Source organism: Pedobacter albus (genome assembly GCF_036324255.1).
GTDB lineage: Bacteria > Bacteroidota > Bacteroidia > Sphingobacteriales > Sphingobacteriaceae > Pedobacter > Pedobacter albus.
Genome location: NZ_JAZDQT010000002.1, coordinates 1,139,611 through 1,164,492, shown reverse-complemented (window position 1 = coordinate 1,164,492; position 24,882 = coordinate 1,139,611). Strand labels below are relative to the sequence as shown.

At 50.7% G+C, this 24,882-nt stretch carries 29 protein-coding genes and 1 pseudogene; 29 read left to right on the top strand and 1 reads right to left on the bottom strand.

The genetic code is table 11. The annotated features are described in order from the left end of the window. Window positions 1-25: 25 nt before the first annotated feature. The 29 genes from VRU48_RS14935 to VRU48_RS14795 all read left to right on the top strand — a co-directional run bounded on the left by VRU48_RS14935 (window position 26) and on the right by VRU48_RS14795 (window position 23,526). On the top strand, window positions 26-2,704 hold the full coding sequence (locus VRU48_RS14935; protein ID WP_330108717.1) for a TonB-dependent receptor: 2,679 nt from the start codon (window positions 26-28) through the stop codon (window positions 2,702-2,704). Window positions 2,705-2,777: 73 nt separating this feature from the next. After that, window positions 2,778-3,164 (top strand): DUF3592 domain-containing protein, encoded by a 387-nt coding sequence (locus tag VRU48_RS14930; protein ID WP_330108716.1) that lies wholly within the window; start codon window positions 2,778-2,780, stop codon window positions 3,162-3,164. 152 nt (window positions 3,165-3,316) lie between these two features. Then, window positions 3,317-3,925 (top strand): Crp/Fnr family transcriptional regulator, encoded by a 609-nt coding sequence (locus tag VRU48_RS14925; protein ID WP_330108715.1) that lies wholly within the window; start codon window positions 3,317-3,319, stop codon window positions 3,923-3,925. A gap of 352 nt (window positions 3,926-4,277) precedes the next feature. After that, window positions 4,278-5,132, top strand: coding sequence for an RteC domain-containing protein (locus VRU48_RS14920; protein WP_330108714.1), 855 nt, complete (start codon window positions 4,278-4,280; stop codon window positions 5,130-5,132). A 341-nt stretch (window positions 5,133-5,473) separates the two neighbouring features. Beyond that, window positions 5,474-5,887 (top strand): hypothetical protein, encoded by a 414-nt coding sequence (locus VRU48_RS14915; protein WP_330108713.1) that lies wholly within the window; start codon window positions 5,474-5,476, stop codon window positions 5,885-5,887. Window positions 5,888-5,947: 60 nt separating this feature from the next. Then, a complete protein-coding gene (locus VRU48_RS14910; RefSeq protein WP_330108712.1) occupies window positions 5,948-6,298 on the top strand; it encodes a DUF4134 domain-containing protein in 351 nt (116 codons plus the stop codon). 24 nt (window positions 6,299-6,322) lie between these two features. Continuing rightward, window positions 6,323-6,688 (top strand): hypothetical protein, encoded by a 366-nt coding sequence (locus tag VRU48_RS14905; protein WP_330108711.1) that lies wholly within the window; start codon window positions 6,323-6,325, stop codon window positions 6,686-6,688. Next, on the top strand, window positions 6,672-7,157 hold the full coding sequence (locus VRU48_RS14900; protein ID WP_330108710.1) for a hypothetical protein: 486 nt from the start codon (window positions 6,672-6,674) through the stop codon (window positions 7,155-7,157). The genes VRU48_RS14905 and VRU48_RS14900 overlap by 17 nt, the downstream gene beginning before the upstream one ends. Before the next feature lie 10 nt (window positions 7,158-7,167). Continuing rightward, on the top strand, window positions 7,168-7,509 hold the full coding sequence (locus VRU48_RS14895; RefSeq protein WP_330108709.1) for a DUF4133 domain-containing protein: 342 nt from the start codon (window positions 7,168-7,170) through the stop codon (window positions 7,507-7,509). A gap of 22 nt (window positions 7,510-7,531) precedes the next feature. Beyond that, a complete protein-coding gene (locus VRU48_RS14890; RefSeq protein ID WP_330108708.1) occupies window positions 7,532-10,069 on the top strand; it encodes a TraG family conjugative transposon ATPase in 2,538 nt (845 codons plus the stop codon). A gap of 9 nt (window positions 10,070-10,078) precedes the next feature. Beyond that, window positions 10,079-10,600, top strand: coding sequence for a hypothetical protein (locus VRU48_RS14885; RefSeq protein ID WP_330108707.1), 522 nt, complete (start codon window positions 10,079-10,081; stop codon window positions 10,598-10,600). Next, a complete protein-coding gene (locus VRU48_RS14880) occupies window positions 10,597-11,271 on the top strand; it encodes a conjugal transfer protein TraI (RefSeq protein ID WP_330108706.1) in 675 nt (224 codons plus the stop codon). Before VRU48_RS14885 ends, VRU48_RS14880 begins: the two co-directional genes overlap by 4 nt. A gap of 6 nt (window positions 11,272-11,277) precedes the next feature. Then, entirely contained in the window at window positions 11,278-11,700 is a 423-nt protein-coding gene (locus tag VRU48_RS14875; RefSeq protein ID WP_330108705.1) for a hypothetical protein, read from the top strand. 11 nt (window positions 11,701-11,711) lie between these two features. After that, window positions 11,712-12,356 carry a hypothetical protein gene (locus VRU48_RS14870; protein ID WP_330108704.1) on the top strand — a complete coding sequence of 215 codons (645 nt, stop codon included), beginning with the start codon at window positions 11,712-11,714 and terminating at the stop codon, window positions 12,354-12,356. 77 nt (window positions 12,357-12,433) lie between these two features. Then, on the top strand, window positions 12,434-13,063 hold the full coding sequence (locus VRU48_RS14865) for a TerB family tellurite resistance protein (protein ID WP_330108703.1): 630 nt from the start codon (window positions 12,434-12,436) through the stop codon (window positions 13,061-13,063). A gap of 65 nt (window positions 13,064-13,128) precedes the next feature. Next, window positions 13,129-14,106: a conjugative transposon protein TraJ gene (gene traJ, locus VRU48_RS14860; RefSeq protein WP_330108702.1), complete on the top strand. Its 978-nt coding sequence runs from the start codon at window positions 13,129-13,131 to the stop codon at window positions 14,104-14,106. A gap of 18 nt (window positions 14,107-14,124) precedes the next feature. Beyond that, the gene (traK, locus tag VRU48_RS14855; RefSeq protein WP_330108701.1) at window positions 14,125-14,742 is read left to right on the top strand and encodes a conjugative transposon protein TraK; all 618 of its coding nucleotides are present in this window, start codon (window positions 14,125-14,127) and stop codon (window positions 14,740-14,742) included. Window positions 14,743-14,745: 3 nt separating this feature from the next. Continuing rightward, a complete protein-coding gene (locus VRU48_RS14850) occupies window positions 14,746-15,060 on the top strand; it encodes a hypothetical protein (protein ID WP_330108700.1) in 315 nt (104 codons plus the stop codon). Window positions 15,061-15,100: 40 nt separating this feature from the next. Next, the gene (gene traM / locus VRU48_RS14845) at window positions 15,101-16,405 is read left to right on the top strand and encodes a conjugative transposon protein TraM (protein ID WP_330108699.1); all 1,305 of its coding nucleotides are present in this window, start codon (window positions 15,101-15,103) and stop codon (window positions 16,403-16,405) included. A 34-nt stretch (window positions 16,406-16,439) separates the two neighbouring features. Continuing rightward, window positions 16,440-17,270: a conjugative transposon protein TraN gene (traN, locus tag VRU48_RS14840; RefSeq protein ID WP_330108698.1), complete on the top strand. Its 831-nt coding sequence runs from the start codon at window positions 16,440-16,442 to the stop codon at window positions 17,268-17,270. Between the two features lie 12 nt (window positions 17,271-17,282). Beyond that, window positions 17,283-17,783, top strand: a complete 501-nt coding sequence (locus VRU48_RS14835) for a hypothetical protein (RefSeq protein ID WP_330108697.1) — start codon at window positions 17,283-17,285, stop codon at window positions 17,781-17,783. A gap of 71 nt (window positions 17,784-17,854) precedes the next feature. Beyond that, the gene (locus tag VRU48_RS14830; protein ID WP_330108696.1) at window positions 17,855-18,685 is read left to right on the top strand and encodes a hypothetical protein; all 831 of its coding nucleotides are present in this window, start codon (window positions 17,855-17,857) and stop codon (window positions 18,683-18,685) included. Between the two features lie 20 nt (window positions 18,686-18,705). Then, window positions 18,706-18,990 (top strand): hypothetical protein, encoded by a 285-nt coding sequence (locus VRU48_RS14825; RefSeq protein ID WP_330108695.1) that lies wholly within the window; start codon window positions 18,706-18,708, stop codon window positions 18,988-18,990. A 13-nt stretch (window positions 18,991-19,003) separates the two neighbouring features. Beyond that, complete coding sequence (locus VRU48_RS14820) at window positions 19,004-19,252, top strand: hypothetical protein (RefSeq protein ID WP_330108694.1); 249 nt, start codon at window positions 19,004-19,006, stop codon at window positions 19,250-19,252. A gap of 25 nt (window positions 19,253-19,277) precedes the next feature. Next, window positions 19,278-20,246, top strand: a complete 969-nt coding sequence (locus VRU48_RS14815) for a hypothetical protein (protein ID WP_330108693.1) — start codon at window positions 19,278-19,280, stop codon at window positions 20,244-20,246. Between the two features lie 38 nt (window positions 20,247-20,284). Next, entirely contained in the window at window positions 20,285-21,127 is an 843-nt protein-coding gene (locus tag VRU48_RS14810) for a DNA adenine methylase (protein ID WP_330108692.1), read from the top strand. Beyond that, window positions 21,124-21,543, top strand: coding sequence for a hypothetical protein (locus VRU48_RS14805; protein WP_330108691.1), 420 nt, complete (start codon window positions 21,124-21,126; stop codon window positions 21,541-21,543). The genes VRU48_RS14810 and VRU48_RS14805 overlap by 4 nt, the downstream gene beginning before the upstream one ends. Before the next feature lie 106 nt (window positions 21,544-21,649). Continuing rightward, on the top strand, window positions 21,650-21,916 hold the full coding sequence (locus tag VRU48_RS14800; protein WP_330108690.1) for a hypothetical protein: 267 nt from the start codon (window positions 21,650-21,652) through the stop codon (window positions 21,914-21,916). A 125-nt stretch (window positions 21,917-22,041) separates the two neighbouring features. Beyond that, window positions 22,042-23,526: a recombinase family protein gene (locus VRU48_RS14795; protein WP_330108689.1), complete on the top strand. Its 1,485-nt coding sequence runs from the start codon at window positions 22,042-22,044 to the stop codon at window positions 23,524-23,526. Here VRU48_RS14795 and VRU48_RS14790 read toward each other — a convergent pair. Next, window positions 23,501-24,553, bottom strand: a pseudogene (locus VRU48_RS14790) (YifB family Mg chelatase-like AAA ATPase); the annotation flags it as partial. The gene VRU48_RS14795 and the pseudogene VRU48_RS14790 sit on opposite strands and share 26 nt — an antisense overlap. Window positions 24,554-24,882 lie beyond the last annotated feature (329 nt).

The window sequence follows — 24,882 nt, the reverse complement described above, 5'->3', positions numbered from 1 at the left end:
TTTTTTGCTTACAATCATATAAGGAATGCGCAGCATACTGGCCATACTGTGTTCATTAGCCGTGTGCATTGCTCAGGGTAAATCACGCAATATAATTGGCCAGGTAGTTGATACTTCTGGTGCAGGATTTTCAAATGTAATGGTGAGATTGTTTTTAGACAGTAACGTAAAAACTACTTACACAGGGTTGAATGGCGCGTTCCGATTTCCATCTATAAAAAGCCCTCGTTTTGAAATAGAAGTTAATTTCCTGGGAAAGAAGGCTTTTAGCGCCAATTACGAGCCAGACAGTAATACAAGCGGCGATTATATAATTAAACCGATCGTTCTAGGTTATGCTCCAAATAATCTTAACGAAGTAATTGTTTCTGCCAGCCCGATGATTGTAAAAGAAGATACTGTTCAGTACAATGTGGCCAGCTATAAAGTGAAGGACGGAGCAACCATTGAAGAGGTTATTAAAAAGCTTCCAGGAATTATCGTAGATAAAAGTGGTGGTATTAATGCGCAGGGGCAGCAGGTGACCAAAGTAAAAGTGAATGGCAAAGATTTTTTCGGTGGCGACATTACAACAGCCACCAGAAACCTTCCGGCATCCATAGTAGACAATGTCCAGGTCATTGAAGATTACGGCGAGCAGGCGAGGCTAACCGGTATCAAAGGCGGAACGTCTGAACGAATCCTCAATATCAACACAAAGAGTAAGCATAAAGGTTCATTTGGCAGCGCAAGCGTTGCCGGTGGCACTAATGACCGCTATTTCACCGGTGTTACAGCCAACTATTTTAACGCAGAACAACAACTATCGTTTCTCGGAACCGCAAACAATATTAATACCAGCAACAGCAAGTTGAGCGAAGATCTTTCCAATAATGCCAACGGCTTAAACAGTACGCAAACGGCAGGTGTTAACTACAGGAACAAATTGTCCGCGAAGTTATTGGCGTATGGCAGCTACACCTATACCCGGAAAGAAAATACTACAAACAGCTTCGCGGAACAGCAGGATATCAACCCGGTAAACACACGGTACAGTACAAGGAACGGATCGGGCACTTCGCAGAATATCACCCACAGGCTTCAGACCAATTTTGAATATACCATGTCTGCGAAGGACTACCTTAAAATAACCCCGTACCTATCAACTTCTTCCGCCAATATGGCCAATAACAGCATCGCAAAGATCAGGAGAACCGGGTTTTTTACCGATAATTCTGGTATATCCGAAGGAAAGGACGTATCTCAAAATGGCGGGGTGAACCTTTTTTTCAACCACAAGTTTAAAAAAACAGCAAGAAATCTTGCGTTTAGCATTGGTGTTGACCAGACCCAGACTACCGGTCAAAGAAACAGCAGAAACAGCTACCTGAATATTGATTCTACCGATGTCGATAGCCTCCGGCCTAACCCGGTAGCCTCGCAGTTGAATCAACATCAAAATATCACCACACTATCCAAAAGTTTTAAAACCCAATTCGAGGTATCATATACGGAACCGGTCAGTAAATCCGCTTTCCTGGAAATCGGTTACAAGCACAACAAAAACAACACCAGCAATAACCGGGATGTTACAAACTTTGATACGGCATCCAATGAAATGATTCCAAGTCCAGGCCAAACCAATCATTACCGTTATAGCTTCACGGTTGATAAATTCAGCCTGAATTTTAAGAAGATTTCCCGAAAATTCAATTTGGTCGCCGGCTTTGGAATTCAGGAAACCAATCTGTCCGGAGCAATTGAGAAAACAGGTATATCGACTGATTACCGCAACCTAAATGTTGTACCTAATATCCGTTTGGTTTATAATTTCCAAAGAAACAACACACTTACCCTTGTTTATTCAGGAACGAATAAAGATCCCGGTTTTGAGCAACTTCAGCCTGTAGTTGATAGTTCGAACCTAACCAATATTTTGATTGGCAACCAGCATCTGAAAACCGAATTTACTAATAGGGTTAACTTACGATACAACCGGTTTAGTAAAACATCAGAGAATTCGATTTTCCTGGACCTGTCTGCTAACGAAACCAGAAATAAGATTGTGCAGTCGGTGGCAAATGAAATCAATGGCACAGGAAGAACCACAACCTATGTCAATGCTCCCGGTGCCGTTTCTGTCGTAGGAATTGTAGGGTTAACACAACCATTCGCTAACCGGAAACTTGTTTTTTCTGCAAGTGTTTCTTCTGCTTATAATACAAACATTTCCTTCGTGGATGATCAAAGGAATGACGGGAACAGTTTAACATTTACCCCATCGGCACGGTTACAAATAGATATTCCCAACCGGTTAGATGTACAAGTAAATGCTAGCTATTCATTTGCCAGGACTATTACCGAATACCAACAGAATCTTATCAGAACGCAGTCACAAAGCCTGTCAGTAGCGATTAATGGGAAGGCGTACTTTTTAAAAAACTATACCGTAGGATATGACTACACCAAAACATTTTACTACGGCTATGGCGACGGTGTAAGCATTAACCCCGACATTATAAACGTATTTCTCGAGTACAGCTTTGTGAAAACCATACCCGTAAAGCTTAGAATACAGGTCAATGACTTGCTGGATCAAAATACAGGCGTTTCCCGGAGTGTTTATGGTTCAACCATTACAGACAGCAGGACCAATCGTTTGGGACGCTTCATTTTATTGGGATTGACGTTGACCCTCCAGCAGTTTAAAGCAAACAAAGAATAATTTCAAAAGTAGCTTAAGTAGTGTATGTGCCATGGTTTTCCGTGGCCCGCCTTGCTATGCTCCAATACAATCTATGAAAAAGTCAAATCTCTTAATTCTTGCCTTCGCAACTTTTTTACTGCTGCTTTTTGTGTATTACAAGCAACAGCAGCGAAACCGAAAACTATTGGTTACAAACGGTGTTCTTACAACCGCAAAGTTCATCGACTATTTTCAGCCCGTAACCGCAGGGCAATCCGGCCTCCGATTTATTTACTATGTTCGTGAGCGGCGATATCATGCTATGGCTTACTATCACGTGAGTGATAATTATGTCGAATATGTTGGCCGGCAGGTGCCGGTGATCTATCAAAAAGACGATCCTGATAATAACCGGATACTCCTGACCAAACCGGACTTTGCACAGTTCGGGCTTCCTTTTCCGGACAGCCTGGCCTGGATCGATAGCATGTTGCAATGATTATAAAAAGGGCAATTGTTGCCATAACCAGCCCAAATGTCCCCCGTTTTTTACCACGGTTCCGATGTTAAATGTGTTTTTCGGCAGGGCTTTATACGCCGTTGAACAATAATGAAGTGGTTTTTAATTTGGCTGAACCAGACTGCCGTTTTATGCAACTTCCAAAACACCGTATTCCGCCTGAAATCGTAGAAAACGCTTACCGCCGTCTATTTGAGGCAATGAAGGCGCTGTATCCTTTATCGGAAGAGGTATTGGAGTTATTCCATCACAGGTCGGTACCGGTGCTGTATAAGCCCAAAGAGATTATTCTTAATTATGGTGAACTGTGCAACTATTGCCTGTTCGCACTAAAGGGACTCGTAAAATCAACTTTTATCGTTGGCGGAGCAGAAAAAATAGTTTGGTTTATGCGCGGTGGCGATGCCATCGTGGGCGTCCATAGCTGGTTCGACCAGGAGCAGTCGGAAGAAAAGATCACAGCCATTAAAGAAACTTTGTGCATTGCCATCAGCTGGTCTGATGTGCAGCAACTCAAAAAAGACCGCCCGGATTTTCTGGCCTTTGTGCTGAAGCTGACGGAGCGTCATTATGTATTGGCCATCCAGCGTACCAAATGGCAACAATTCTCGACGGACGAAAAAATAGAGAACCTTTATGAGCTGTATCCCCAGCTGATGCAGGAGGTACCCGTTAAGGACCTGGCCAGTTACCTGGGTATTTCCAGAGAAACGTTTACCAGCAAGCGTCGTCGCCATTGATTGGAGCCCGCTTACTGGTCATTACCGTTCATTTTTCTTTCAAAAAGTCAATTTAGCTTAAAAAAGTGTCAGATTTTCCACAGTTTTTCTGATTTGTGCCAGCTAGATTTGCTCTTTGCGCTCAGGCAGGCTTAGTTCCAATTTATAGACCGGATATAATGCTTGTGCTGCTTGCAGGAATTCCACTGAAGTATATCCAATCCTGTTTCAGCCCTGAAAAATATACTTCACGGATTTTTCCATCTACTTCACCCGATCTGAACCCTGGTTGATGCTCCTGTCAGGAGCGAAACCCCACAGTTTTGTATCACCGCAAAGGGATTATTACGAAATACTTAAACCAACGTGAAGCATGGAGCAATATGTGAAGGAACTACAGGCTGAAATGAACGAGGCACTTAACAGGATCTCTAAGGAATCGGCAAACAAGCTACAGAAAGCGGAAAAATCCTGCCAGGCCGTACAGGACCTGCTGACCCGGCTCAAAGAATACGTCATCGCCAATCCATTAAACGGATTAGCGGATGAAATTCTTTTTTTCAAAGAAATCAAGCCGGCCTTTCTGAGCGAACTTATTTTCCGGCGGGAGGTCTATTACCTCGAAGCCAACCTGCCGCCTGGTCCCCCGGAACTGGTAACAGGCTATCTGACCGGGGAACTGGAACGCATCCGTATTTATTTTCAGCGCAATCTTTCGCTTTATAATTACCACAGGGCCGTAAGGTCCGACCAGGATCATCTGCTGTTCGCAAAAAATCCCGATCCGGGTATATTCGTTTCCGAATGCGCGGTCGAGTTTGATCCCCGTTTTTGTACCGTGCCCAGCTTCAAGCTATCCAAAATCATGGCATTCGAACGGCTGAACAAATATGTTCACCGGCTGCTCGACCCTGCCTGGACCGAACCAAACGAGGAGGAAATTCACGAAGAAAAAGTGGCCCCATGGACCGACTCCAAAGTATCACTCATCGAACTGGCCTACGCCATTCATAGCAACAGCTCCATCGACCATGGCAAAGCGGATGTAAAACAGATCGTCGCGCAGCTTCAGCGTGCCTTCAACGTCGATCTCGGCAATTACTATGCGGTATTTCAGCAGAACATCCGTATCCGTAAAAAGAACCGCACCACCTATTTGGATCAACTAAGGGAATCCCTTATCCGTCGAATGGACGATGCCGATGAAAATCCCAAATACTATCAGTAGCGGGCCAATCAGCCTATTCATGTTTTCCTCCTTTCCCAACCAGCCTGTCGGTTTTTGACAGACTGGTTCATTTTTGTCCACTAGGCTTTATTGGGTCGCATAAGCCGGCCTGCCAGACCGCTTCAACTATCGCAACCTGCCCATTTTCCGCGTCCGGATGCGCTTCGCTTTCCGCTTTTCGACACATAAGCAATTAATAAAAAACGAAACCCCTTCTCCAAAAGCCTCTTCAGAAAAAAATCTATTAGCTAATACCATAGTAGCAAAAACAGGATTTACGCCCATGCACTTTTGCTTTCGTAAACAATCGGGGATCATACCCGGACTAAAACGATAAGCATATGTTGGAATCTATATCATGGACCCAGTACCTGGCAGGCGCCGCAACAGCTCTGGCTATCTACGAGTCGGCCGTCCTTTTTCTCTTCTACTGGAACGATCTTCAAAAGGCCCTTCGTTCCAAGGCATCACCCTTAACCGGCCCTATAGCGCAGGCCGGGGAACCCTATGAAGATACCAGCCTCGTGCTGTTCGAAGAACTGCAGGGACTGGTCCGTGAACTGAACACCGTCCTGGAACAGGCAGGCAACCCTGCCGGCAAGGAAGCGCTGCTTGCACAGCTGCGAACCACGCTGGCCAGCTTCGCCGGGCTACGGCACCCTGCCTACCGGACGGCTGTTTTCAATCACATCATAAATAAGGCCTGGGAGATTAACGGGGTAAGGATCAGTGCAGAAGACCTGGCAGATTGGTAGAAGATCCTTACCGCCACTCCCGGCCAACCCAGGCTACAAACCAGTAAACAAAACAGAAAGATGAAAAAATACAAGAACAGAACCAGGAGCAGCGCCCGCAGGCGAAGCGGAAAAGTGACAACAGGTATTGTGGCGGGCCTGCTCCTGGTTTTTATGGCCTGTCTCGTACAGGCCCAGGACGGCAACGCCGGTATTACGGAAGCCACCACCAAGGTAAAAAGCTATTTCGCCACCGGCACCAACCTGATGTATGCCATCGGGGCCATCACCGGACTGGTGGGAGCGGTTAAAGTGTACAACAAATGGTCGGCCGGAGAGCCGGACACGGCCAAGGTGGCCAGCAGCTGGTTCGGCGCCTGCATTTTCCTGGTAGTCGTAGCCACCGTCCTGAAAAGCTTCTTCGGGGTATAACAAATCTTAAACAAAACTGATGTTATGAAACGGCAACTACCGATTGTAGAAATATTAGGCACCGCGTTCTATGTCGACGTACAGCGGGACGAACTCCGGGAAAAGGCGAATGCCAATAACCAGATCCCCTTCAGCGTTTTCGACCAGGAAGGCGACGGGTACACCTTCTTGTATGATGTGCAACGAAAAAGCATACCGGAGGATACGACCGTAATCAACGAACTAGGTACCCGTTACCAATGGGTCACCCTTCCCGCACTGATGGAGCTGGACCCCGAGGGCATCGCCCTTAAATACGATATCCCGCTGGAGATCTTATGCCCGGAGCGCCTGCTGCGCGGGACGGACGATGACGACGATGAGGAGGAGGAATATGATGCGTTCGGCTGAGGAACTGTTGCGCAGGCGGCTCTCGGGCATTTTGCCGGAGATCGATATTGCAGGGAACCGCTTTGAAGTGGACTGGCCGGGACGGAAGCTCATTCAATGCACCGACCGCAGGGTAGAAATAAGGCTGGACACGCTCCTGCTCACCCGGGACGCAAAACATTACCAGTGCTGCTTCGATCTGGTGAATAAAAAGGTAGTGAGACTGTCTGAAAATATCACCCGCCTTCCTGAAAACATCGTCCGGCTGCTGATCCCCTATGAGCTTACGCTTGACCCGGTGGCCGTTGCCCGGGAAATGAACCAGCCAGTCGCCGAACTGCTGAAAGTCTTTCCGATCCGGGAGGGGCTGAAAGCAGAGGTAATTCCGCTGGAGCAAACCGAATGGGCGCAAAAAGTACGGGCCAACCGGGAAAAGAAGCAAACCGGGCGCTGGTTCAAAAGCTGGCGGGGCAACAAGAAAGGACTTTAAAAACAAACGTATGAGCGAACTGATCTATGAAATCAACAAAGGGGTCAACCGCCCGGTGGAGTTCCGGGGACTGAAGGCCCAGTACATCTATGTCCTGGCTTTGGGACTGGCGGCACTGCTGGTCGGCTTCTCGGTCATGTACATCCTGGGCGTGCCGGTCTACCTGTGCCTTCCCCTCGTACTGCTCGCAGGCTCGCTCCTGTTTTTCACCGTCTACCGCTACAGCCACAAATACGGCGAACACGGACTGATGAAGGCACTGGCCTGGCGACAGGTCCCCGAAGCCATTATTGCCCGTTCCCGCAAGCCGTTTACTGATCTGCGCTCAAAACCTTTAACGTCCAACCAATAATACCAAACATTTAAGCACAAATATGGTCTTCCTACTTATCATCGCCATAGCGGTAGCTGCCGCCATGCTGCTTCAGCAGCGCAGTTCACCGGACAGCAGCCGTCCGCTGGAACAGGTATTGCCGGTCTGGAAGATCGAACAGGGCTGCCTGCTTTCCAAAAGTGGCGACATTACCATCGCCTTCGAAGTCAGCCTCCCGGAAATCTTCTCCCTTTCGGACGCCGAATACGAGGCGCTCCACCAGGCATGGCTGAAGGCGATAAAAGTACTCCCTGCCGGAAGCGTGTTGCACAAGCAGGATTGGTTCGAACAATCGGCCTACCGGGCAGCGTTCGCCGAGGGCGGCGATAATTTCCTGCTCCGGAGCAGCGACCGTTTTTTTAACGAACGGCCCTATCTGGCCCATACTTGCTACCTGATGATAACGCTGAGGCCCGGTGGCCTCAAGCCTGCGAGCTCTGCCTTTTCAAACCTGCTCCGCAGGAACCTGGCAGCTCCGGCCGCCGTACCTGATAAGCAGATGCAGGCACTGCTGAACCCGGTCGGCCAGTTCAGGCGCATACTCTCGGACTCCGGGCTGGTACGGCTGGAACAGCTCTCTGAAGAAGCGCTTGCCGGAACCTCCTCTAAAACCGGGCTGCTGGAACGTTATCTTTTCCTCTCGCCGCAACAGGTGGTCCCGGTTCTGAACGATATCCGTTTTAAGCCCGATTTTGCCATCGGCGAAAACAGGTGCCAGCTGTACACCCTGGCCGATGCCGAAGACCTGCCGTCCGGTTGCAGCCCGGCCATCGGCTATGATAAATATTCAACGGACAAAACCCGGTTTCCGATCGGATTTGCCGCTCCGGCGGGACTGTTACTGCCGGTAAACCATATCTACAACCAGTTCCTGGTGATCGGCGACGGGCCCAAAACGCTGAAGCGCATGGAAAGCAAGCGCCGGCGTCTCCAGTCCCTATCGGCTTACAGCCGCGAGAATACCATCGGCAGGGACGCCACCGCCGCCTTTCTCAATGAAGCCATCGGCCAGAGCCGGTTGCCGATCCGGGCGCATTTCAACCTGCTCTGCTGGACCCGTGATGAGAAAGAGCTCAAGGAGCTTCGCAATCTGACTGCTTCGGCCCTTTCCCGCATGAACGCCGTTGCCCACCTGGAAACTCAGGGTACGCCACAGCTCTGGTGGGCAGGCCTGCCGGGCAACGAAGGCGAACTGCCGGAGAACGAGTCCTTCGATACGTTTGCCGAGCAGGCCAGCTGTTTTCTCAACATGGAAACTGCCTACCGGTCTTCGAACAGTCCCTTCGGCCTGCGCCTGGGCGACCGGCTGACAGGGGTTCCCCTGCACGTGGATATCAGCGACGAGCCGATGAAAAAGGGCATCACCACCAACCGGAACAAAGTCGTGGTCGGCGGTTCCGGTTCGGGCAAAAGCATGTTCATGAACCATATGCTGCATAGCTACGTGCAGCAGGGCGCCCATTGCGTGGTGGTGGATGTGGGTCATAGCTACCAAGGGTTGTGCAGGTTGTTGGATGGCTATTATTTTACCTATTCTGAAGAAAGCCCGATCCGCTTCAACCCCTTTTATATTGCAACAGGGGAAATGCTGGACACCGAAAAAAAGGAAAGCATCAAAACCCTGCTGGTGGCGCTTTGGAAGCAGAACGACGAAAGCTTCCGACGCTCGGAATACGTGGCCATTTCCAATGCCCTGCAATCCTATTACCAGCACCTGGCAGAAAACAGCCGCCTCTTTCCCTGCTTCGATACGTTTTACGAGTTCCTGCAGGCCCATTTTACCAAAGAGCTGGAAACGGATGGCGTAAAGGACCGCGATTTCGATATCCGCAATTTCCTCTACGTGCTGTGCCCTTTTTATAAAGGCGGTGAGTTCGACTACCTGCTCAACGCGACCGAAAACCTCGATGTGATGCAGCAGCCTTTTATCGTCTTCGAGCTGGACAACGTAAAGGACCATCCGATCCTTTTTCCGGTGATTACGCTGATCATCATGGAGCTCTTTATCTCCAAGATGCGAAAGCTCAAAGGCATCCGGAAAGTGATCGTCATCGAGGAAGCGTGGAAGGCGATTGCCCGCTCCGGGATGGCCGAGTTCATGAAGTACCTGTACAAGACCGTACGTAAATATTTCGGGGAAGCCATTACCGTTACCCAGGAAATCGACGACATCATCAGCTCGCCGATTATCAAGGAAGCCATCATCAACAACGCCGACTGCAAGATCCTGCTCGACCTGAAAAAGTTCCAGAACAAATTCGACCAGATACAGGCGGTGCTGGGCATGACCGACAAAGGCAGGCAACAGGTGCTTTCGGTCAACAAGGCCAATGATCCCAATTATATCTACCGGGAACTGTATATCGATCTGGGCAACCAGCTGATGAAGGTCTACCGATTTGAGCCTTCGGTGGAAGAATACTACGCCTATTCAACCGAACAGACCGAGAAGCTGAAGGTTCAGGAATATACCGAAAGGTGTGGAGGCGACATTAAAAAGGCACTCCGCATGCTGGCCCTGGAAACCAGCAGCCATTAAAAAAAGACAATGGACAACAAAGAATTATTCGAATCCTATAAAGCGCTCAAAGGCCGGGATGCCTTCGAGGCACGCACTAAACAGGGCATGCTACCGATTATTGAAATTGCCGGCTACCCATTCTACGTCGATGTTCGTATCGGGTTTTTAAGGCCGAAGGACGACTTCTCAACAATGGGTATAGAAATCGGTCGTATGACCGTCGATCCTGAGACCCGCAACCTCTCGGACTTTTATGATAAGCAGTTAAAAGAACTGGTATTCCCGGATGAGGGACAAACCAGCTTTCCACCTAATGTCGTACGGCTTGGGATTCCCAATTATTATGTGCTCGATCCTGTGGGAATGGCGCGACGGCATGGAAAGGACGATGACGCTTACTATATACAGGATGGCATTCGTCAGAAAATGTACCATAAAGCCACTGTTACGCGGCGACTGCCCGGTCAGAAAATAAGGGCTGATGTAAAGCCGAAGCCAGAAAGTGGCCAAAAAAAAGTGATCATAAAACGAAAATCCAGAGGTATATGAAAAAGATTGTTTTTCTCGCTATGCTGCTCCTGCTCACAGGGCCGGCTACTTACCGGGCAAAGGCCCAGATCCCGGTCATAGATGTCATCAAAGGAGCCGTAAAAAAAGTAATCAAAGCGATGGACCTGCAGATACAGCGACAGCAGAACCGGGTGATCTGGCTGCAGAATGCACAGAAGACGCTGGAAAACGCCATGTCCAAACTGAAGCTCCGCGAGATATCCGAATGGACCGAACAGCAGCGCAAGCTGTATGACGATTACTTCCAGGAACTGAAGAAAGTAAAGGACCTGCTCAGTACCTATCAAAAAGTCCGGGATATCATCGCCCGCCAGCTTGAGCTGGTCGACGAATACAAGCGGGCCTGGAACCTGCTAAAGAGGGACCCTCACTTTACCGCGGAGGAGCTCAGCCAGATGTACGGGGTCTATACGGCCATCCTGGACGAAAGCCTGAAAAATATCGATCAGCTGTTCCTGGTTACCAATTCCTTTCAGACGCAGATGACGGACGGCAAACGGCTGGAGCTGATCGGGAAAAGCGACGATGCCATTCGCCGGAACCTGATCGACCTGCGCAGCTACAACCGGAAAAACTTTGGCCTGAGCGTCGCCAGGGCCACTGATGAAAAGGAAGCGGCCATGCTGAAGAAAGTATATGGACTTAACTAACATCAAATGAAAGAGCAGCTATACAAAAGGGCAATCGATGATTTTTCCACCATGATGTACCAAAAAGGATATCGGGGAAGGTTTTCACTTGACAAAGGAGATCGGATAAATTTCGGCACGCTGGCCGAGTGCCTGGAAACCTATGTCCGCACCCTTCTGTCCGAAGGCATACCCGCACCGCTCAAACTGGAAACCTATGCTGCCTACAAACACGCCGGCGACCACATCCTGTGTACTCTTCATGGCAATCTGGATACGGTAAAGGGGTTCATAATGGAACAGATGGATGTTATACACCAGCCATCCGGCAAAGGGCAATCCTTCCGGCTGGTAAATAACCGGCAAATACCGGGCATCAACGCGGTGCTGGGACTGTTTCCAAAACCAAAACCCTGGGACCATTTAATAAAAGGAAAGTTCAGGCCTTAACAGCTTATACGATGAAAAAAACAGCAAACATTTTGTGCTGGCTGGTGCTGGTATTCAGCCAGTATATCGCCCATGGTCAGACCTGGAGCGAGTGGTTCCGCCAGAAAGCGACCCAGAAAAAGTACCTCCTCCAGCAGATCGAAGCCCTGAAGGTCTATGCCGGCTATCTGAAGGATGGCTATAACGTTGCCAAAGACGGCACCCGGCTGATCGGCGATATCAAAAACGGCGATTTTTCGCTGCACAGGGATTATTTCGCCGGCCTCAAATCCGTAAAACCCGGCATCAGAAACCAGGACAAGGTAACTGCCATCCTGGAAATGGAACGGCAGATGCTCCGGAGCCGGACGGCCGTATTTGAAAAGGTGCGACAGAGCGGGCAGTTCAGCCCGGCAGAGCTGGAAGAAATCCGGGGGCTTTATAACCGGCTGAATGAAGAAGCCTCCAGGGACCTGGACGAGATGGAGCTGGTCATCCGGGACGGCGAAGCGGCCATGACCGATGACGAGCGCATCCGGCGAATAGACCTCCTGTACGTTTCGATGCAGGGAAAGAAAACCACCCAGCACCGCCTGAACCAAAAGCTGCTCGGACTGGCAACCAGTCGCAAGGCAAAGCAGCAGGAATACCAGACCCTTAAAGAGCTGATCCATTGACCAAAAGAAGAATGCTCCGGCAATTGCCATGTATAGCAGCCCCCTTTTTAGGAGCAAAGACTTTAACACCCAAAGACATGAAAAAAATCACCGTTTTACTGACCGCCTTCTGCTGCCTGTGGCAGCTACACCTTGCTTCCGCCCAATCGGCGGAGGTTCAGCAGCTGGCCTTGAACATTGAAAAGCTGGCGCAGTTCAAGCAGATCCTCCAGGAGATGAAGCGCGGCTACGAAACCGTCAGCCGCGGATATACAACCATCAAGGACCTTTCCGAGGGCAATTTTAATCTCCACCAGGCTTTCCTGGACGGGCTGCTGGAAGTAAGCCCCGGGTTGCGCCGTTACCGCAAAGTGGCCGACATTATCAGCGACCAGGGAAAAATACTTACCGAATATCAGGCCGCCTTTTCCCGGTTCCGGCAAAGCGGGCATTTCAGTCCGGAAGAGCTCGGCTATATCGGCCAGGTCTATGAAAACCTTTTCGACCGCAGCCTGCAGGATCTCGACGAGCTGGCCATGGTCATCACTTCCGGCAAGCTCCGCATGAGCGATGAAGAACGGATCGGATCTATAGACCGCCTGTATGCCGATATGAAGTCCAACCTGACGTTCCTGCGCCGTTTTAACCGGCAGACGGCTATCCTCGATGCCAAACGGGGGGCGCAGCAAAAAGAAGCAGAACAGCTCCGACGTCTCTATGGCCAGTAAACTCTTTATTCCCATCCATTAACTCCACTGCTATGAAACACCGACTATTTAAAATTTCCTTGAGGATGACGGCTATCCTGGTCATCGTGCTGTGCATTCCCTTTGCTTCGCAGGCACAATTCGTACCCAGCGATTATGGCTACAGCCTGAACGGCGTGCTCGACCGCCTTTTTGACGAAATGCTGCCGCTCTGCAACCGTATGATGGGCGTTGGCCGTGCCATCGGCGGATTTGCCGCGCTCTCCTTTATTGCCGTCAGGGTATGGCGGCACCTGGCGAAGGCAGAACCGATCGACTTCTTCCCCCTGCTGAAACCGTTCGGCATCGGGCTGGCCATCCTGCTCTTCCCATCCGTTATTGCGCTGATGAACGGCGTACTGAAGCCTACGGTGGAGGCGACCGCCGCCATGTCGCAGGACAGCAAGAATGCGATCCTCTACCACATCCATGAAGAAGAAAAGGCTGCCCGTGAAACGCCGCCTGCCGGCATCTACCCCGGAGGCAACGACGATACCGAAAAATACGAACCGGGCGACAGCAATACTTCTTCCGGTATTTTCTCCGGGCTGCGCAACGCCTTCAGCTGGATGACGATGAAAACGGTCTTCAAGCTCTTTATTACCGAACTGGTCCGGATACTGTATACGGCAGCCGGGTTATGCATCAATACCATCCGCACCTTTTACCTGATCATCCTGGCCATACTCGGCCCCCTGGTCCTGGGCCTCAGCATCTTTGACGGCTTCAGCCATACGCTGGCCAGTTGGTTCGCCCGCTATATCAATGTCTACATGTGGCTGCCGGTGGCCAATATTTTCGGCGCCATCAGCTCCAAGATCCTGGAGAACATGATGAACCTGGACCAGGGCTTTGCCAGCTCGACCGCCTATATCGTTTTCATGCTGATTTCGGTGGTCGGATACCTCACCGTTCCCAATGTGGCCGGCTATATCATCCAGGCCGGGGGAAGGGACACCCTGCTCCATAAAATAACCGACATGACCGCGGCCGCGGGGAAGGCAGCCGTCGGCGCCATGGTCTAGTCCACAAAAAAACCACTGATGTTTAAGCACTTTAAAAATATTGAAACCGCCTTTCGCCACGTGCGCCTGTTCAGTTTTGTGGTGATCGGAGCCAGCACCGCTATCTGCGGGTATACGCTCCTGGAAAGCTACCGCATGGTCACTGCCGCCCAGCAAAGGATCTACATCCTTTCCAACGGAAAAGCCATGGAAGCCCTGGCGGCAGACCGCCGGGATAATGTACCGGTTGAAGCCAGAGACCATATCAAAACCTTCCACCAGTATTTCTTTTCCCTGGACCCGGACGAAAAGATCATTGCCCGGAACATTGGCCAAGCCCTCTACCTGGCAGACGGCACGGCCAAGCAGCAATACGACGACCTGACCGAAAGCGGGTATTACGCAGGGATCATCTCTGGAAACGTCAGCCAGCAGCTGGAAACCGACAGCATAACGGTCGACCTGGGCAGCTATCCTTATTACTTCCGGTTCTACGGCAAACAAAAAATGATCCGCCCGACGGTCACCGTCAGCCGGAGCCTGCTGACCGATGGCTACCTGCGTAATGTGGGCCGCTCGGACAATAACCCGCACGGCTTCCTGATCGAACGCTGGCGCATCCTGGAAAACAAAGACCTCGACATCCAAAAACGATAAACCATGAAATTAACCGGAACCAACAAAGGCGGACCAGGGTCCGTACGGAACCTCCTTGCCCATCACATCGCCACCGGCATTGTACGCAGGCAACGTAGGATCGCTGCCTGGCTTCAGGCACGTGAACGGAAAGCCTCCTTAAAACAGAAAAAAATACTGCTGGTGATTTTTTGCCTTCTGGCAGGTGCCTATTTGATCTACGTATTGGCAGACGCCATCTTCAGTGCCGGTTACCACTCCGCGCCAGCTGTTTTGCCCAAGGGCAACGGACCACCCCTGTTGCTGGAGCATCCTCCGGATAACGGAAGCCACCCCTGAAGGTGGTGTACTTATTCCTAACCATAAAAACAGAAAAAACATGAAAACACCTTCCGAACAGTTTTTGAGAAAAAGAAAGTTTCTCCTGGTACTCCCTTTCCTGGCACTGCCGTTTATTACCCTGGCCTTCTGGGCCCTTGGCGGCGGGAAAGCAACACCTGCCCTGCAAAACAATGAGCAAAAGCTCAACAGCACCTTACCCGGCGCCCAGCTGGGAGCCGACGGGCCGCTGGATAAAATGAGCCTGTACAACCAGGCGGCCAAAGACTCGCTGGCCCTGAGGGATCGCGGTCAGGCCGACCCTTACGGCAGGAGCGACGACGCAGATACCGGCAGCAGTACAGATCCTGCCTTTGATGCGCATATACGAGCCTTCGACCCCGGCGCCTCCGCCGGACTGAAGACCGGCAGCGACCCCAACGAGCTTCGCGTCAGGGCACGCCTCGCAGAGCTGGAACGCACCCTCAGCCAGCCTCCGCCACCAGCCTCCGTTGCTGCCTATCCCGGTGGGTATCGTGCAGATCCCGGGATGGGCAGGGAATTGGACCGGCTGGAGCAGCTGATGCAGCAAATGTCCCCATCTTCCGCTGCCGACCCGGAGATGCAGCAACTTGGTAGCATGCTGGAACAGATCCAGGATATCCAGGACCCGGCACGGGCAAAGGAGAAACTCAGGCAGCAGTCCCAAAGAAACAGGGGCCGCGTTTATCCCGTTTCCAAGCCTCCGGCGGAAAATGTAACGACACTGATTCCAAGAGCAGAAGGCGGCAATATGGGTACGGGCAATCAACCCATCCCTGTAACAGGCTATCCGGCAAATAATGGCTTCTATACCATTGAACCATTGCCTTCTGCCATGGATACCCTGATGCAGACCGCTATACCTGCCGTTGTAAACGAAACCCAAACCCTGGTTAGCGGTGGCACCGTAAAGATGCGCCTCGTCGAAGACATTTTTGTGAACGGCGTACTCATCCCTTCCGGCAGCTTTGTATCCGGGCAGTGTTCAATTGACGGCGAGCGGCTGAAAATTGAAGTGACGGCCATCCGTTACGGCAAAAGCCTGTTCCCGGTAAGCATGAGTTGCTATGACCCGGATGGCATCGAAGGGATCAGGATACCGGGCGCCCTTTCCCGCGATGCGGCCAAGGAAGGCGCCGACCGTGCCCTGCAAAGCGTGCAGCTCCTGTCGCTCGACCCGTCGATCGGCGCACAGGCGGCCGGAGCCGGGGTGGAAGTGGCCAAAGGCCTGTTCGGCAAAAAGGCCAAACTCATCAGGGTTACCGTCAAAGCCGGACATCCGGTACTGCTGATGGACCAGAAAGCCAGGCAGGCACTCCAATAACCAATTGTACATCCATTTTAATTCTTAGAACATCATGAAAAGATTATTCATCGCACTTATCGCCCTGATGGCAGGCGTTTCGGCCAACGGGCAAACACCGCCGGCCAGTATCCATCCGGATGCGGTGCTCCAGCCACTGGGCCTGGAGATCACCTGGCACAAGACCACCCTGATCCTTTTCCCGGCACCGATCCAGAGCGCCGACCGTGGGGACAGCTATGTATTGGCCGAAAAAGTAAAAGGCGCAGAAAATGCGCTCAAGGTAAAAGCCGGCCAGAAGGACTTTGAACAAAGCAACCTGCAGGTAATTACTACCGACGGCAAAGTCTATTCGTTTACCGTGAACTATGCAGCGCAGCCATTAGCTACGACCATCGACCTGCGCAAACAGCCCCCTTTCGCGCCGGTAACTTTCAAAGACGTTTCGCTTAACAGCGGACAGGTGGCACAATATGCAACCATCGTTTCGGCAAAACCGTTCCTTAAAAAAGGGCGTTACCATAAAAACGGCATCGAACTGAAACTGACAGGTGTTTATGTAAAGGGAGATGTGCTGTTCCTGTCCTATAACCTGAAGAACGCAACGCCGCTCTCCTTTGAGCCGGCTTCCCTGCGCTTTTTTGTCCGGGACAAGAAAAAGGCCAAACGCACGGCCATCCAGGATAAAGAGGTCCAGCCCCTGGCTATGCATTATTATGGGGCCCCGGAACAGGCAACCGGGCAGACCGTAGTGGCGGTCTTTCCCAAATTCACCATTGCCGAAAAAAAATATTTCACACTCGAACTGATGGAGCAGAACGGCGACCGTAACCCGGCCACCAGGCTGGACCAGCGCCTGCTGCTCCGTGCCAGGACTTTACAATAACCACCTTTTATTATGGAAATAGCATTGCAGACGGACAGGCCCCAGACCCTGGTCACCGAGCTCGGCAACTGGAACCGCCTGGAAAACCAGTTCCGGGAGCTGTTCTCCGAACAGGCGCTGAAAGACCGGGAATTTATGAAAATGAAGCTCGGGGAATATGAGCGACTTGCCTATAAATATGCCGGCGCTCCGAAGACGGCCGATGAACGGGCGATGCAGGTGATCCTGAACTTTCAGCGTACAAAAATGCGCCGGGCTATCTATCCCGGGATCTTGTCGCGCCTCGTTTACCGGAGCCTCGTTTTACTCAGGCACGCCCTGCGACCCGCTCCAAAGGTTCCGGCTGGCAGCAATGATCCGGCCGGGTACATCCATACTGCCATTAGCGTACCTGAAGGCCAGCAAACTCCTCCGACCGAAAAACAGGAACAGGTCCGTTCATGGCCAAGATTTGGGCAGGATCTGGGCGGGCGGAAACCGGATCGGCACCAGAACAAAGGCCAATCCCTGTAACCAAGAAAACTATGCCTGTCCGCTGGTACATCCGCGTCAGGTTTATCCGAACACAAACAAAAAAAGCAGTCATGAACATTGATAATTTTGAACAGCTCAAAGAGCAGTTGTACCGCAAAGGTTTTGGCGACACGCTCAATATCCACCTGGAAGCCAGCATGAAATCCGGTCAGCCGGAGTTCACCCTGGAAACAGTCCTGCCGATAGAACAGGACGAGGTGGGCTATCGCCTCCATTTCCGCAACGACCTGGAAAACGACAAGGTGTATTTCAACAGCTATGACGTAGCCCTGTTAAGCGTCACCGATCCGGAGGGCAATCCCCGCCAGCATTCCTTCCAGGCCGAAAAGCTGATTACCGCCATGGAAGCCTACCATATGCTCAAACACGGCGACCTGGTAGCCGTTAACAAAAACCTGTTTAATAAAGACGGGGAAAAGTACAATACCTGGCTCAGCCTGGACCTGAACGGCCCGAAGGACGAGTACAACAACTACCCGTTAAATTCCTATCACGAGAAGTACTATCAGAAGTACCCGTTCATCCTTAGCGCGGAACTGCAAAAGATGCCGGTTCCGGTCAAAGAACTGGAACACGCCGGTTTTCGCGAGAACATCGGGAAGTCGCTGAAAAAGGCCCACCTCGTGCCGGTTACGATCCTGTTGAACGGCTCGGAAACCAAAGGTTTTTTGGCCGTCAACCCGGCCAAAGGACGTGTTGACCTCTATGACAGCCAGATGAAGCTGGTCGAAAGCAAGCAACAGTCCGCTGAGGTGAAGAAAACGGCAACGCAGCAACAATCACAACAGGCTGAAGAGCCGGACGTAAAAAAAAAGCCCTGGCCAGACCAGAAAGTGAACTGGACGCAGAAAAACCAGGCCGGTAAGGGAAAGTCGATTTAAGAACCCTAAGAACAAAGAGAATGACACCCGGACAGATCGAATCCTATCTAAAAGTTGCTGAAGACGGCAGTATTCCCGATGAACAAAATCCCCTGTTTGTGTTCAGCCTGACCCATCCTTACCTGTTGGCAAAGCTGGCCTACGGCGAAATTGACCCGGTACAGTTTGCCAAACGGGAACTCGCTCAGCGGGGACTGGACAGGGAAGGCAAGTGGATTGGCTTCGGGGAAGCAGAAAAGCTTCACTTCCCGACGGGAATAAAAACAAAGCCGCGCATTCAAAAGCGGTACGGCAAGCGACGCTAATAATCAGACGGATATGACACAAGAACAGATAACCAAATACCAGCAGGCTGCGAAAGAGGGCAGCCTGCCGCCGGAAGAAAATCCCCTGAACCTTTTTGCCACCACCAGTACCAACCTCCTGGCCAAAGTACTGGCGAGAGAATTTAATGTGCTGACGCTTGTACGCATGGAAATGCGCAAACGGGGGGTCAACGACAAAGGGCAATGGATCGGGTTTGAAGCGGCCAGGCAGGCGGGCAAGCCCGCATCGGGACGTAAGTAAACAGGCTGTTTTAAAAGCAAACGACATGGCAGCAAACGAACAAAAAGCGGGGTTTATGGAATATGCCGGATCGCTCGGTTTTCATGTCCCGCACCTGGACAGGTACTACGAGGCCCTCAAAAGAGGGGAGGCCGAAAAGCTGGTGCTGAGCAACCTGGAACGGAAGTTCGACGGGCAGGCATTTACCTATGAGCTTTATTTTGGCAACAGGGAGGGCGAACCCGCCCTTACCGGGTTCAGGGCGACCACCCTGCTCCTCCCAGGACTGGCCCATGATATGCATGAAGGCATTGCTACCGCAGGCCTGGAGCTTTTTATGGGATTTATCCGCTGGCGCCATCCGCCTGAAGCGGACAGCCCCGGGCTGGAACAGCAGATAGTCAACGACCTGGATCGGCTTACGAACAGCAGCGTCGCACAGGCCCGTCAGATTGCAGATGTCCTTAAAGCCAGGTATTGGACCGGCACCCGGATGGATGGCCAGGTGGATCACGACCGCATTAAAGCGCTTTATGAACGCAGCTGTTATTTCGGGCTGGAGGGCACGGACAGCGACATCACCGCCAAAGAAGCCGCCAGCCTGCTGTCGGGCCGTTATATGCTGAAGCGGTACATGCCTCATTGGATAGGTGTCGTCCCGGCAAACCCGGGAGATCAAACGACCTGCCGGCTAAAGGAGTATCCCGATTTACCTTTGGGCGACCACCTTCGCCGGCTTCCCCTGAAAGAATTATCCGACGAAGCATCCATCATCGGCATGCTCCTGAAGATGTTCAGGGGCGAACAGGTCCGGGCAACGCTCGTTGCCAAAAATGGCAGCTACCAGGTATTCCTGGTCGCCGACCCGAAAGAGAAGACGGTTTCGGTGCTTAATCCTTTGGGCCGTCCCGTCAACCTGGAAAAGCTCCTGGGACCGGACCGGGCAAAAGGCCACTTGCAACAGCAGTCAGGCAGTCCAAAAAAAAGGGGAAGGAACAAAGGCCCTTCCCTGTAATCCTTTAATCAACAACAGTGACCACGAATCCGTGCAGCATGGAAAAAAACAACATGAAAACCCCATTGACCTATTATGGCGGCAAGCAGACCCTGGCCCCGCTGATCATATCGCTGATCCCCGAAGACCATATCCTGTATGGAGAGCCCTTTACCGGTGGCGGAGCCGTATTCTTTCATAAAATGCCTTCCAGAAGCGAGGTGATCAATGATACCAACGGCGAGCTGATGAATTTTTACCGCGTGGTGCGCGACAGCTTCAGGCCCTTGCAGAAAATGATCCAGCGAACGCTTCACTGCCGTAATGCCTACCGGCAGGCTACGGTGGTCTACCAGAACCCCGACCTGTTTGATGAGGTACGAAGGGCCTGGGCCGTCTGGGTGGTCTGCTCGCAGGGCTTTGCCGGAAAAATGGACGGCCCGTTCGGATACGATAAATCCTGCAACACCACTTCCAAGCGCATCGCCAACAAGCGGCTGAATTTTACCGAAGCTTATGCGAAAAGACTGGAGCATGCCCAGATCGAATGCGCCGACGCGCTGTATATTATCAGGAGCCGTGATCATGAGGGCGCCTTTTTTTACTGTGATCCGCCCTACGTGGGCTCCAACTGTGGCCATTACAAAGGTTATACCGAAGCGGATTACGAAGCCCTGCTGGGGCTCTTATCGGGCATTAAGGGCAGGTTCCTGCTCTCATCCTATCCCGGGCCGCAACTGGACCGCTACGTAACAGAAAAAGGCTGGTACCAGATCAGAAAAGAATTGCTGGTCACCGTGAACAGCAAATCAGGCAAACAAAAAAGCAAAACAGAGGTACTTACCGCTAATTACCCGATTGGAAACGGAATAACGACAGAACAAAAAGAACCAGCGATATGAAAGAGAAAAAAGATTTTCTGATTGGCCGCACGGTAATGGTTCATCCGGATATTACTGCCGATCCCTGGGGCAAACGTGGCCGGACCGGTGTAGTAACCGGCTTCCTTCCTGGTAAAAAGGCGGCGTATGTAAGGTTTGAAGACGGCAGTTCGGGGCTCTATGCCGATGATACGCTGCTGACCCTTCCGTCACTGAAGGCAATCCTTCATGCCATCCACGTTAACGGGCGCACGCTTGATGAAAAGGGACATGAGCTGATCATGCAGGTGTTTAAGCTGGCCATGCAGCATAAACATGCCGATGCCCTGAAGCTGGCGGTGAAGGATGAAAAAGTGGCAAAGTTATGTACCATCAATTGCTTTGACTACCGGGAACAAAAAGAACTGCTGCAGACCGGGAAAGGTCTAAAGCGATAGCCATATCAGCCCATGCAATTTGAGGATTTGCATCCGGTGAACAAGTATTATACAATAATCAGCCAGGCCCTCAAGGGCCTGCTTTTTTAAACAACAGGGGGAAGAAATGGAAGAGCAGGCAGAAAAGAAGGCATCTCCCGTAAACCCGACGGAAAGCGAGGGGAACAGACCCGGATGGACCGGGAAAACAGATACAATAAATAAGGAACATCCTGCGTACGAGTTGACCGACGGAAGCAGAAAACGCAGGCGCTCTAAAAAGAAAGGGAAAGTTTACCGGGTCATTGTGACCTATATACCTGTTACAACGGAAGAAGCCAAAATCAAGCTTGCCATCATCGAAAGCATCCTGAAAAAGAGCTGCAAAAAGTAATACTGTCGCTTTCAAATGCTTGGTATTCAGGCACTTGCTTCGATCCGATGCCAAATAAAGATGGCAATTCACTGGATGTTCCCGATGTATATGGTTAACTTTATACTAGCAAAATACGGTGAAATATGGAGCAGAAAAGAGTTGGTATTTGGGTCAGGGTATCCACGGAATTTCAGGTTGCTGAAGACAGTCCCGAAGTTCATGAACAACGGGCAAGGTATTATATCCAATCAAGAGACTGGCATGTTGCCGAGGTATATCGTTTGGATGCGATATCCGGTAAAACAGTCATGGGTCATCCCGAAACACAGCGAATGCTCAATGATATCAGGCGGGGGCACATATCCGGGCTGGTGTTTTCAAAACTCGCCCGCCTCGCAAGGAATACAAGGGAGCTGCTGGAATTTGCCGAGATTTTCAGAGCAGAGGGTGCCGACCTGGTTTCCCTCGCCGAACAGATAGATACCAGTACACCGGCCGGCAGATTGTTCTTCACGATGATTTCAGCGATGGCCCAATGGGAGCGGGAGGAGATTTCCAGCCGGGTCGCTGCCTCTGTGCCTATTCGGGCAGAAATGGGTAAGCCACTGGGTGGACAAGCTAGCTTCGGCTACAAATGGCACAACAAGCAGTTGGTAATTGATGAAAAGGAGGCGCCGATACGCAAACTCATTTATGACATCTACCTGGCATGTCAACGAAGAAAAACCACGGCTGACAAATTGAACGCACTGGGGCATCGTACCAGGAACGGGTCTAAATTCTCCGATACCACCGTTGAAAGACTTTTGCGAGATACCACCGCAAAAGGAGTGCGCCTCGCTAATTATACCAAAAGTACCGGTGATAAGAAACAATGGGTAGTGAAGCCACAGGAGGAGTGGGTACAGATCCCATGCCCTGCCATTGTTGATGAACAATTATGGCAGGAATGCAATTCCATTCTTGATGAGCAAAAGCAAAAGAGAACGAAAATTGGCAGGAAGTCGGAATACCTGCTCGGCGGGTTAGTGAAATGTGCTTGCGGAAAATCGATGTACGTTTTCAGTACTGCCAGAAAGTTTACTTGTAAGGCTTGTAAAAACAGCATTGACGAAGCTGTCATGAATGATATTTATCAGGAACACCTTCACCAATATCTCAATAATATAAACCCTAAGATCTTTATCGAAGAGGTTGATGCAGAAATAAGGGAACAGGAGAAACTGCTATCGTCCACCATCAGGAAGCGGGCGCAGTTACGTAAGAAGATGGATGATTTAGTAAATCTCAGATTGAGCGGCGAATTGGACAAAGAACATCTTTCGGAGCTATACAAACCCATTGAAATACAGGTAAAACAGTTAGACGAGTCGATACCGGAACTACAGGCGGAGATTGACTATAAACGGATACAGCTGAATTCCAGTGATTATGTATTAACGAAAGCGAAAGCGCTGTATACAGAATGGGCTGATATGCAGTTCCCTGAAAAACGGGCTATTGCCGAAACGGTCACAGAGTATATAACCGTCGGGAGTGATACGATCAATATTGCATTGGCCTATCTTCCTGGGTCTTTGCAAACAAGTCAACGCAACTTCAGGGATTCATTGAAGCCACAAGCATAAAGCTAGCAGGGTAAGCCACGGCGAATCTCGCCCTCGAAATATTGACCATGCGATCTTCTAAAGGCTGACGCATTACCTCGAGTACGGCGCGTTTAAATTCGGGTAACTCGTCTAAAAAAAGCACGCCATTATGGGCCAGCGATATTTCCCCTGGCTGCGGATTAATACCGCCACCCACCAAAGCTACATCAGAAATGGTATGGTGTGGCGCACGGAAGGGTCGCTCGGTTAAGAGTGCCTGTTTGGCTGTGAGTTTGCCTGCTACCGAATAAATCTTGGTGCTTTCTAAGGCTTCCTGCATGCTTAAGGGGGGCAGAATAGTAGGCAGACGTTTGGCTAACATCGTTTTTCCGGCACCCGGTGGTCCAATTAAGATGACATTATGTCCGCCTGCGGCGGCAATCTCCAAGGCACGTTTAATGTTTTCCTGTCCCTTTACATCGGAAAAATCATGTTCATCAGGATTGGCTTCGGTAAGAAACTCCTTTGAGGCATTTACAATAACCGGCTGGGGACTTGCTTTCCCGTTGAAGAAATCTATGACGTTTGCTAAGGTGGCCATGCCATACACCGATAATTGGCTTACAATTCCCGCCTCGCGCGCGTTAGCCATGGGGAGGACGAAACCAGTAAACCCTTCATTTACGGCTTGTAAGGCAATAGGTAGTGCGCCTTTGATGCTTTGCAGGCTGCCGTCTAAAGAAAGCTCGCCCATAATGAAATATTGGTGTAGCTTGGAGGCGTCGAGCTGACCGGAAGCGGCTAAAATGCCTATGGCAATGGGCAAATCGTAAGCGGAACCTTCTTTTCTGATATCGGCTGGGGCCAGGTTGACCACGATTTTTTGCCTAGGCATGCGATAGCCCGCCGTGCGTATGGCGCTCTCTACCCTGAACAGACTTTCCTTAACGGCATTATCGGGTAAGCCTACTACAAAATACTGCGTACCGCTGTCTATGCTTACCTCAATGGTAATGGTGAGGGCGTTAACCCCATAAACAGCGCTTCCATAGGTTTTGACGAGCATAGAACCAGGCGTTACGATTTAAACCAATTGATAGATTAAGATATGGATGTATATTTCTGTTGTGGGAAACGGAATCATAAATAACAACGAAGCCCTTCGATTGAAGGGCCTATTTTAGTTTCGTTTTTATCTAGCGATTAGACCATTGGTCCTTCTTTACGTTTTACGAAAACATAATAGATGAGGAGGTGTAATATAAAGCTGACAGAGCTAATCGCCAAAAGAACCGTACTTCCATCATTAAAAAAGGCAATAAACCCCATAATGAAAAGAACTGTGATTGCTACCATAGCAACATATACTTTGTACTTTAGATATTTAATCATAAC

Coding starts and splice junctions, on each gene's coding strand:
- VRU48_RS14865 (WP_330108703.1), top strand. CDS start 12,434: ATGAAAAAAATCACCGTTTTACTGACCGCCTTCTGCTGCCTGTGGCAG.
- traM (WP_330108699.1), top strand. CDS start 15,101: ATGAAAACACCTTCCGAACAGTTTTTGAGAAAAAGAAAGTTTCTCCTG.
- VRU48_RS14905 (WP_330108711.1), top strand. CDS start 6,323: ATGAAACGGCAACTACCGATTGTAGAAATATTAGGCACCGCGTTCTAT.
- VRU48_RS14830 (WP_330108696.1), top strand. CDS start 17,855: ATGAACATTGATAATTTTGAACAGCTCAAAGAGCAGTTGTACCGCAAA.
- VRU48_RS14875 (WP_330108705.1), top strand. CDS start 11,278: ATGAAAGAGCAGCTATACAAAAGGGCAATCGATGATTTTTCCACCATG.
- VRU48_RS14895 (WP_330108709.1), top strand. CDS start 7,168: ATGAGCGAACTGATCTATGAAATCAACAAAGGGGTCAACCGCCCGGTG.
- VRU48_RS14885 (WP_330108707.1), top strand. CDS start 10,079: ATGGACAACAAAGAATTATTCGAATCCTATAAAGCGCTCAAAGGCCGG.
- traJ (WP_330108702.1), top strand. CDS start 13,129: ATGACGGCTATCCTGGTCATCGTGCTGTGCATTCCCTTTGCTTCGCAG.
- VRU48_RS14910 (WP_330108712.1), top strand. CDS start 5,948: ATGAAAAAATACAAGAACAGAACCAGGAGCAGCGCCCGCAGGCGAAGC.
- VRU48_RS14805 (WP_330108691.1), top strand. CDS start 21,124: ATGAAAGAGAAAAAAGATTTTCTGATTGGCCGCACGGTAATGGTTCAT.
- VRU48_RS14870 (WP_330108704.1), top strand. CDS start 11,712: ATGAAAAAAACAGCAAACATTTTGTGCTGGCTGGTGCTGGTATTCAGC.
- VRU48_RS14925 (WP_330108715.1), top strand. CDS start 3,317: ATGCAACTTCCAAAACACCGTATTCCGCCTGAAATCGTAGAAAACGCT.
- VRU48_RS14815 (WP_330108693.1), top strand. CDS start 19,278: ATGGCAGCAAACGAACAAAAAGCGGGGTTTATGGAATATGCCGGATCG.
- VRU48_RS14820 (WP_330108694.1), top strand. CDS start 19,004: ATGACACAAGAACAGATAACCAAATACCAGCAGGCTGCGAAAGAGGGC.
- VRU48_RS14915 (WP_330108713.1), top strand. CDS start 5,474: ATGTTGGAATCTATATCATGGACCCAGTACCTGGCAGGCGCCGCAACA.
- VRU48_RS14850 (WP_330108700.1), top strand. CDS start 14,746: ATGAAATTAACCGGAACCAACAAAGGCGGACCAGGGTCCGTACGGAAC.
- VRU48_RS14900 (WP_330108710.1), top strand. CDS start 6,672: ATGATGCGTTCGGCTGAGGAACTGTTGCGCAGGCGGCTCTCGGGCATT.
- VRU48_RS14810 (WP_330108692.1), top strand. CDS start 20,285: ATGGAAAAAAACAACATGAAAACCCCATTGACCTATTATGGCGGCAAG.
- traK (WP_330108701.1), top strand. CDS start 14,125: ATGTTTAAGCACTTTAAAAATATTGAAACCGCCTTTCGCCACGTGCGC.
- VRU48_RS14795 (WP_330108689.1), top strand. CDS start 22,042: ATGGAGCAGAAAAGAGTTGGTATTTGGGTCAGGGTATCCACGGAATTT.
- VRU48_RS14930 (WP_330108716.1), top strand. CDS start 2,778: ATGAAAAAGTCAAATCTCTTAATTCTTGCCTTCGCAACTTTTTTACTG.
- traN (WP_330108698.1), top strand. CDS start 16,440: ATGAAAAGATTATTCATCGCACTTATCGCCCTGATGGCAGGCGTTTCG.
- VRU48_RS14835 (WP_330108697.1), top strand. CDS start 17,283: ATGGAAATAGCATTGCAGACGGACAGGCCCCAGACCCTGGTCACCGAG.
- VRU48_RS14880 (WP_330108706.1), top strand. CDS start 10,597: ATGAAAAAGATTGTTTTTCTCGCTATGCTGCTCCTGCTCACAGGGCCG.
- VRU48_RS14800 (WP_330108690.1), top strand. CDS start 21,650: ATGGAAGAGCAGGCAGAAAAGAAGGCATCTCCCGTAAACCCGACGGAA.
- VRU48_RS14890 (WP_330108708.1), top strand. CDS start 7,532: ATGGTCTTCCTACTTATCATCGCCATAGCGGTAGCTGCCGCCATGCTG.
- VRU48_RS14825 (WP_330108695.1), top strand. CDS start 18,706: ATGACACCCGGACAGATCGAATCCTATCTAAAAGTTGCTGAAGACGGC.
- VRU48_RS14935 (WP_330108717.1), top strand. CDS start 26: ATGCGCAGCATACTGGCCATACTGTGTTCATTAGCCGTGTGCATTGCT.
- VRU48_RS14920 (WP_330108714.1), top strand. CDS start 4,278: ATGGAGCAATATGTGAAGGAACTACAGGCTGAAATGAACGAGGCACTT.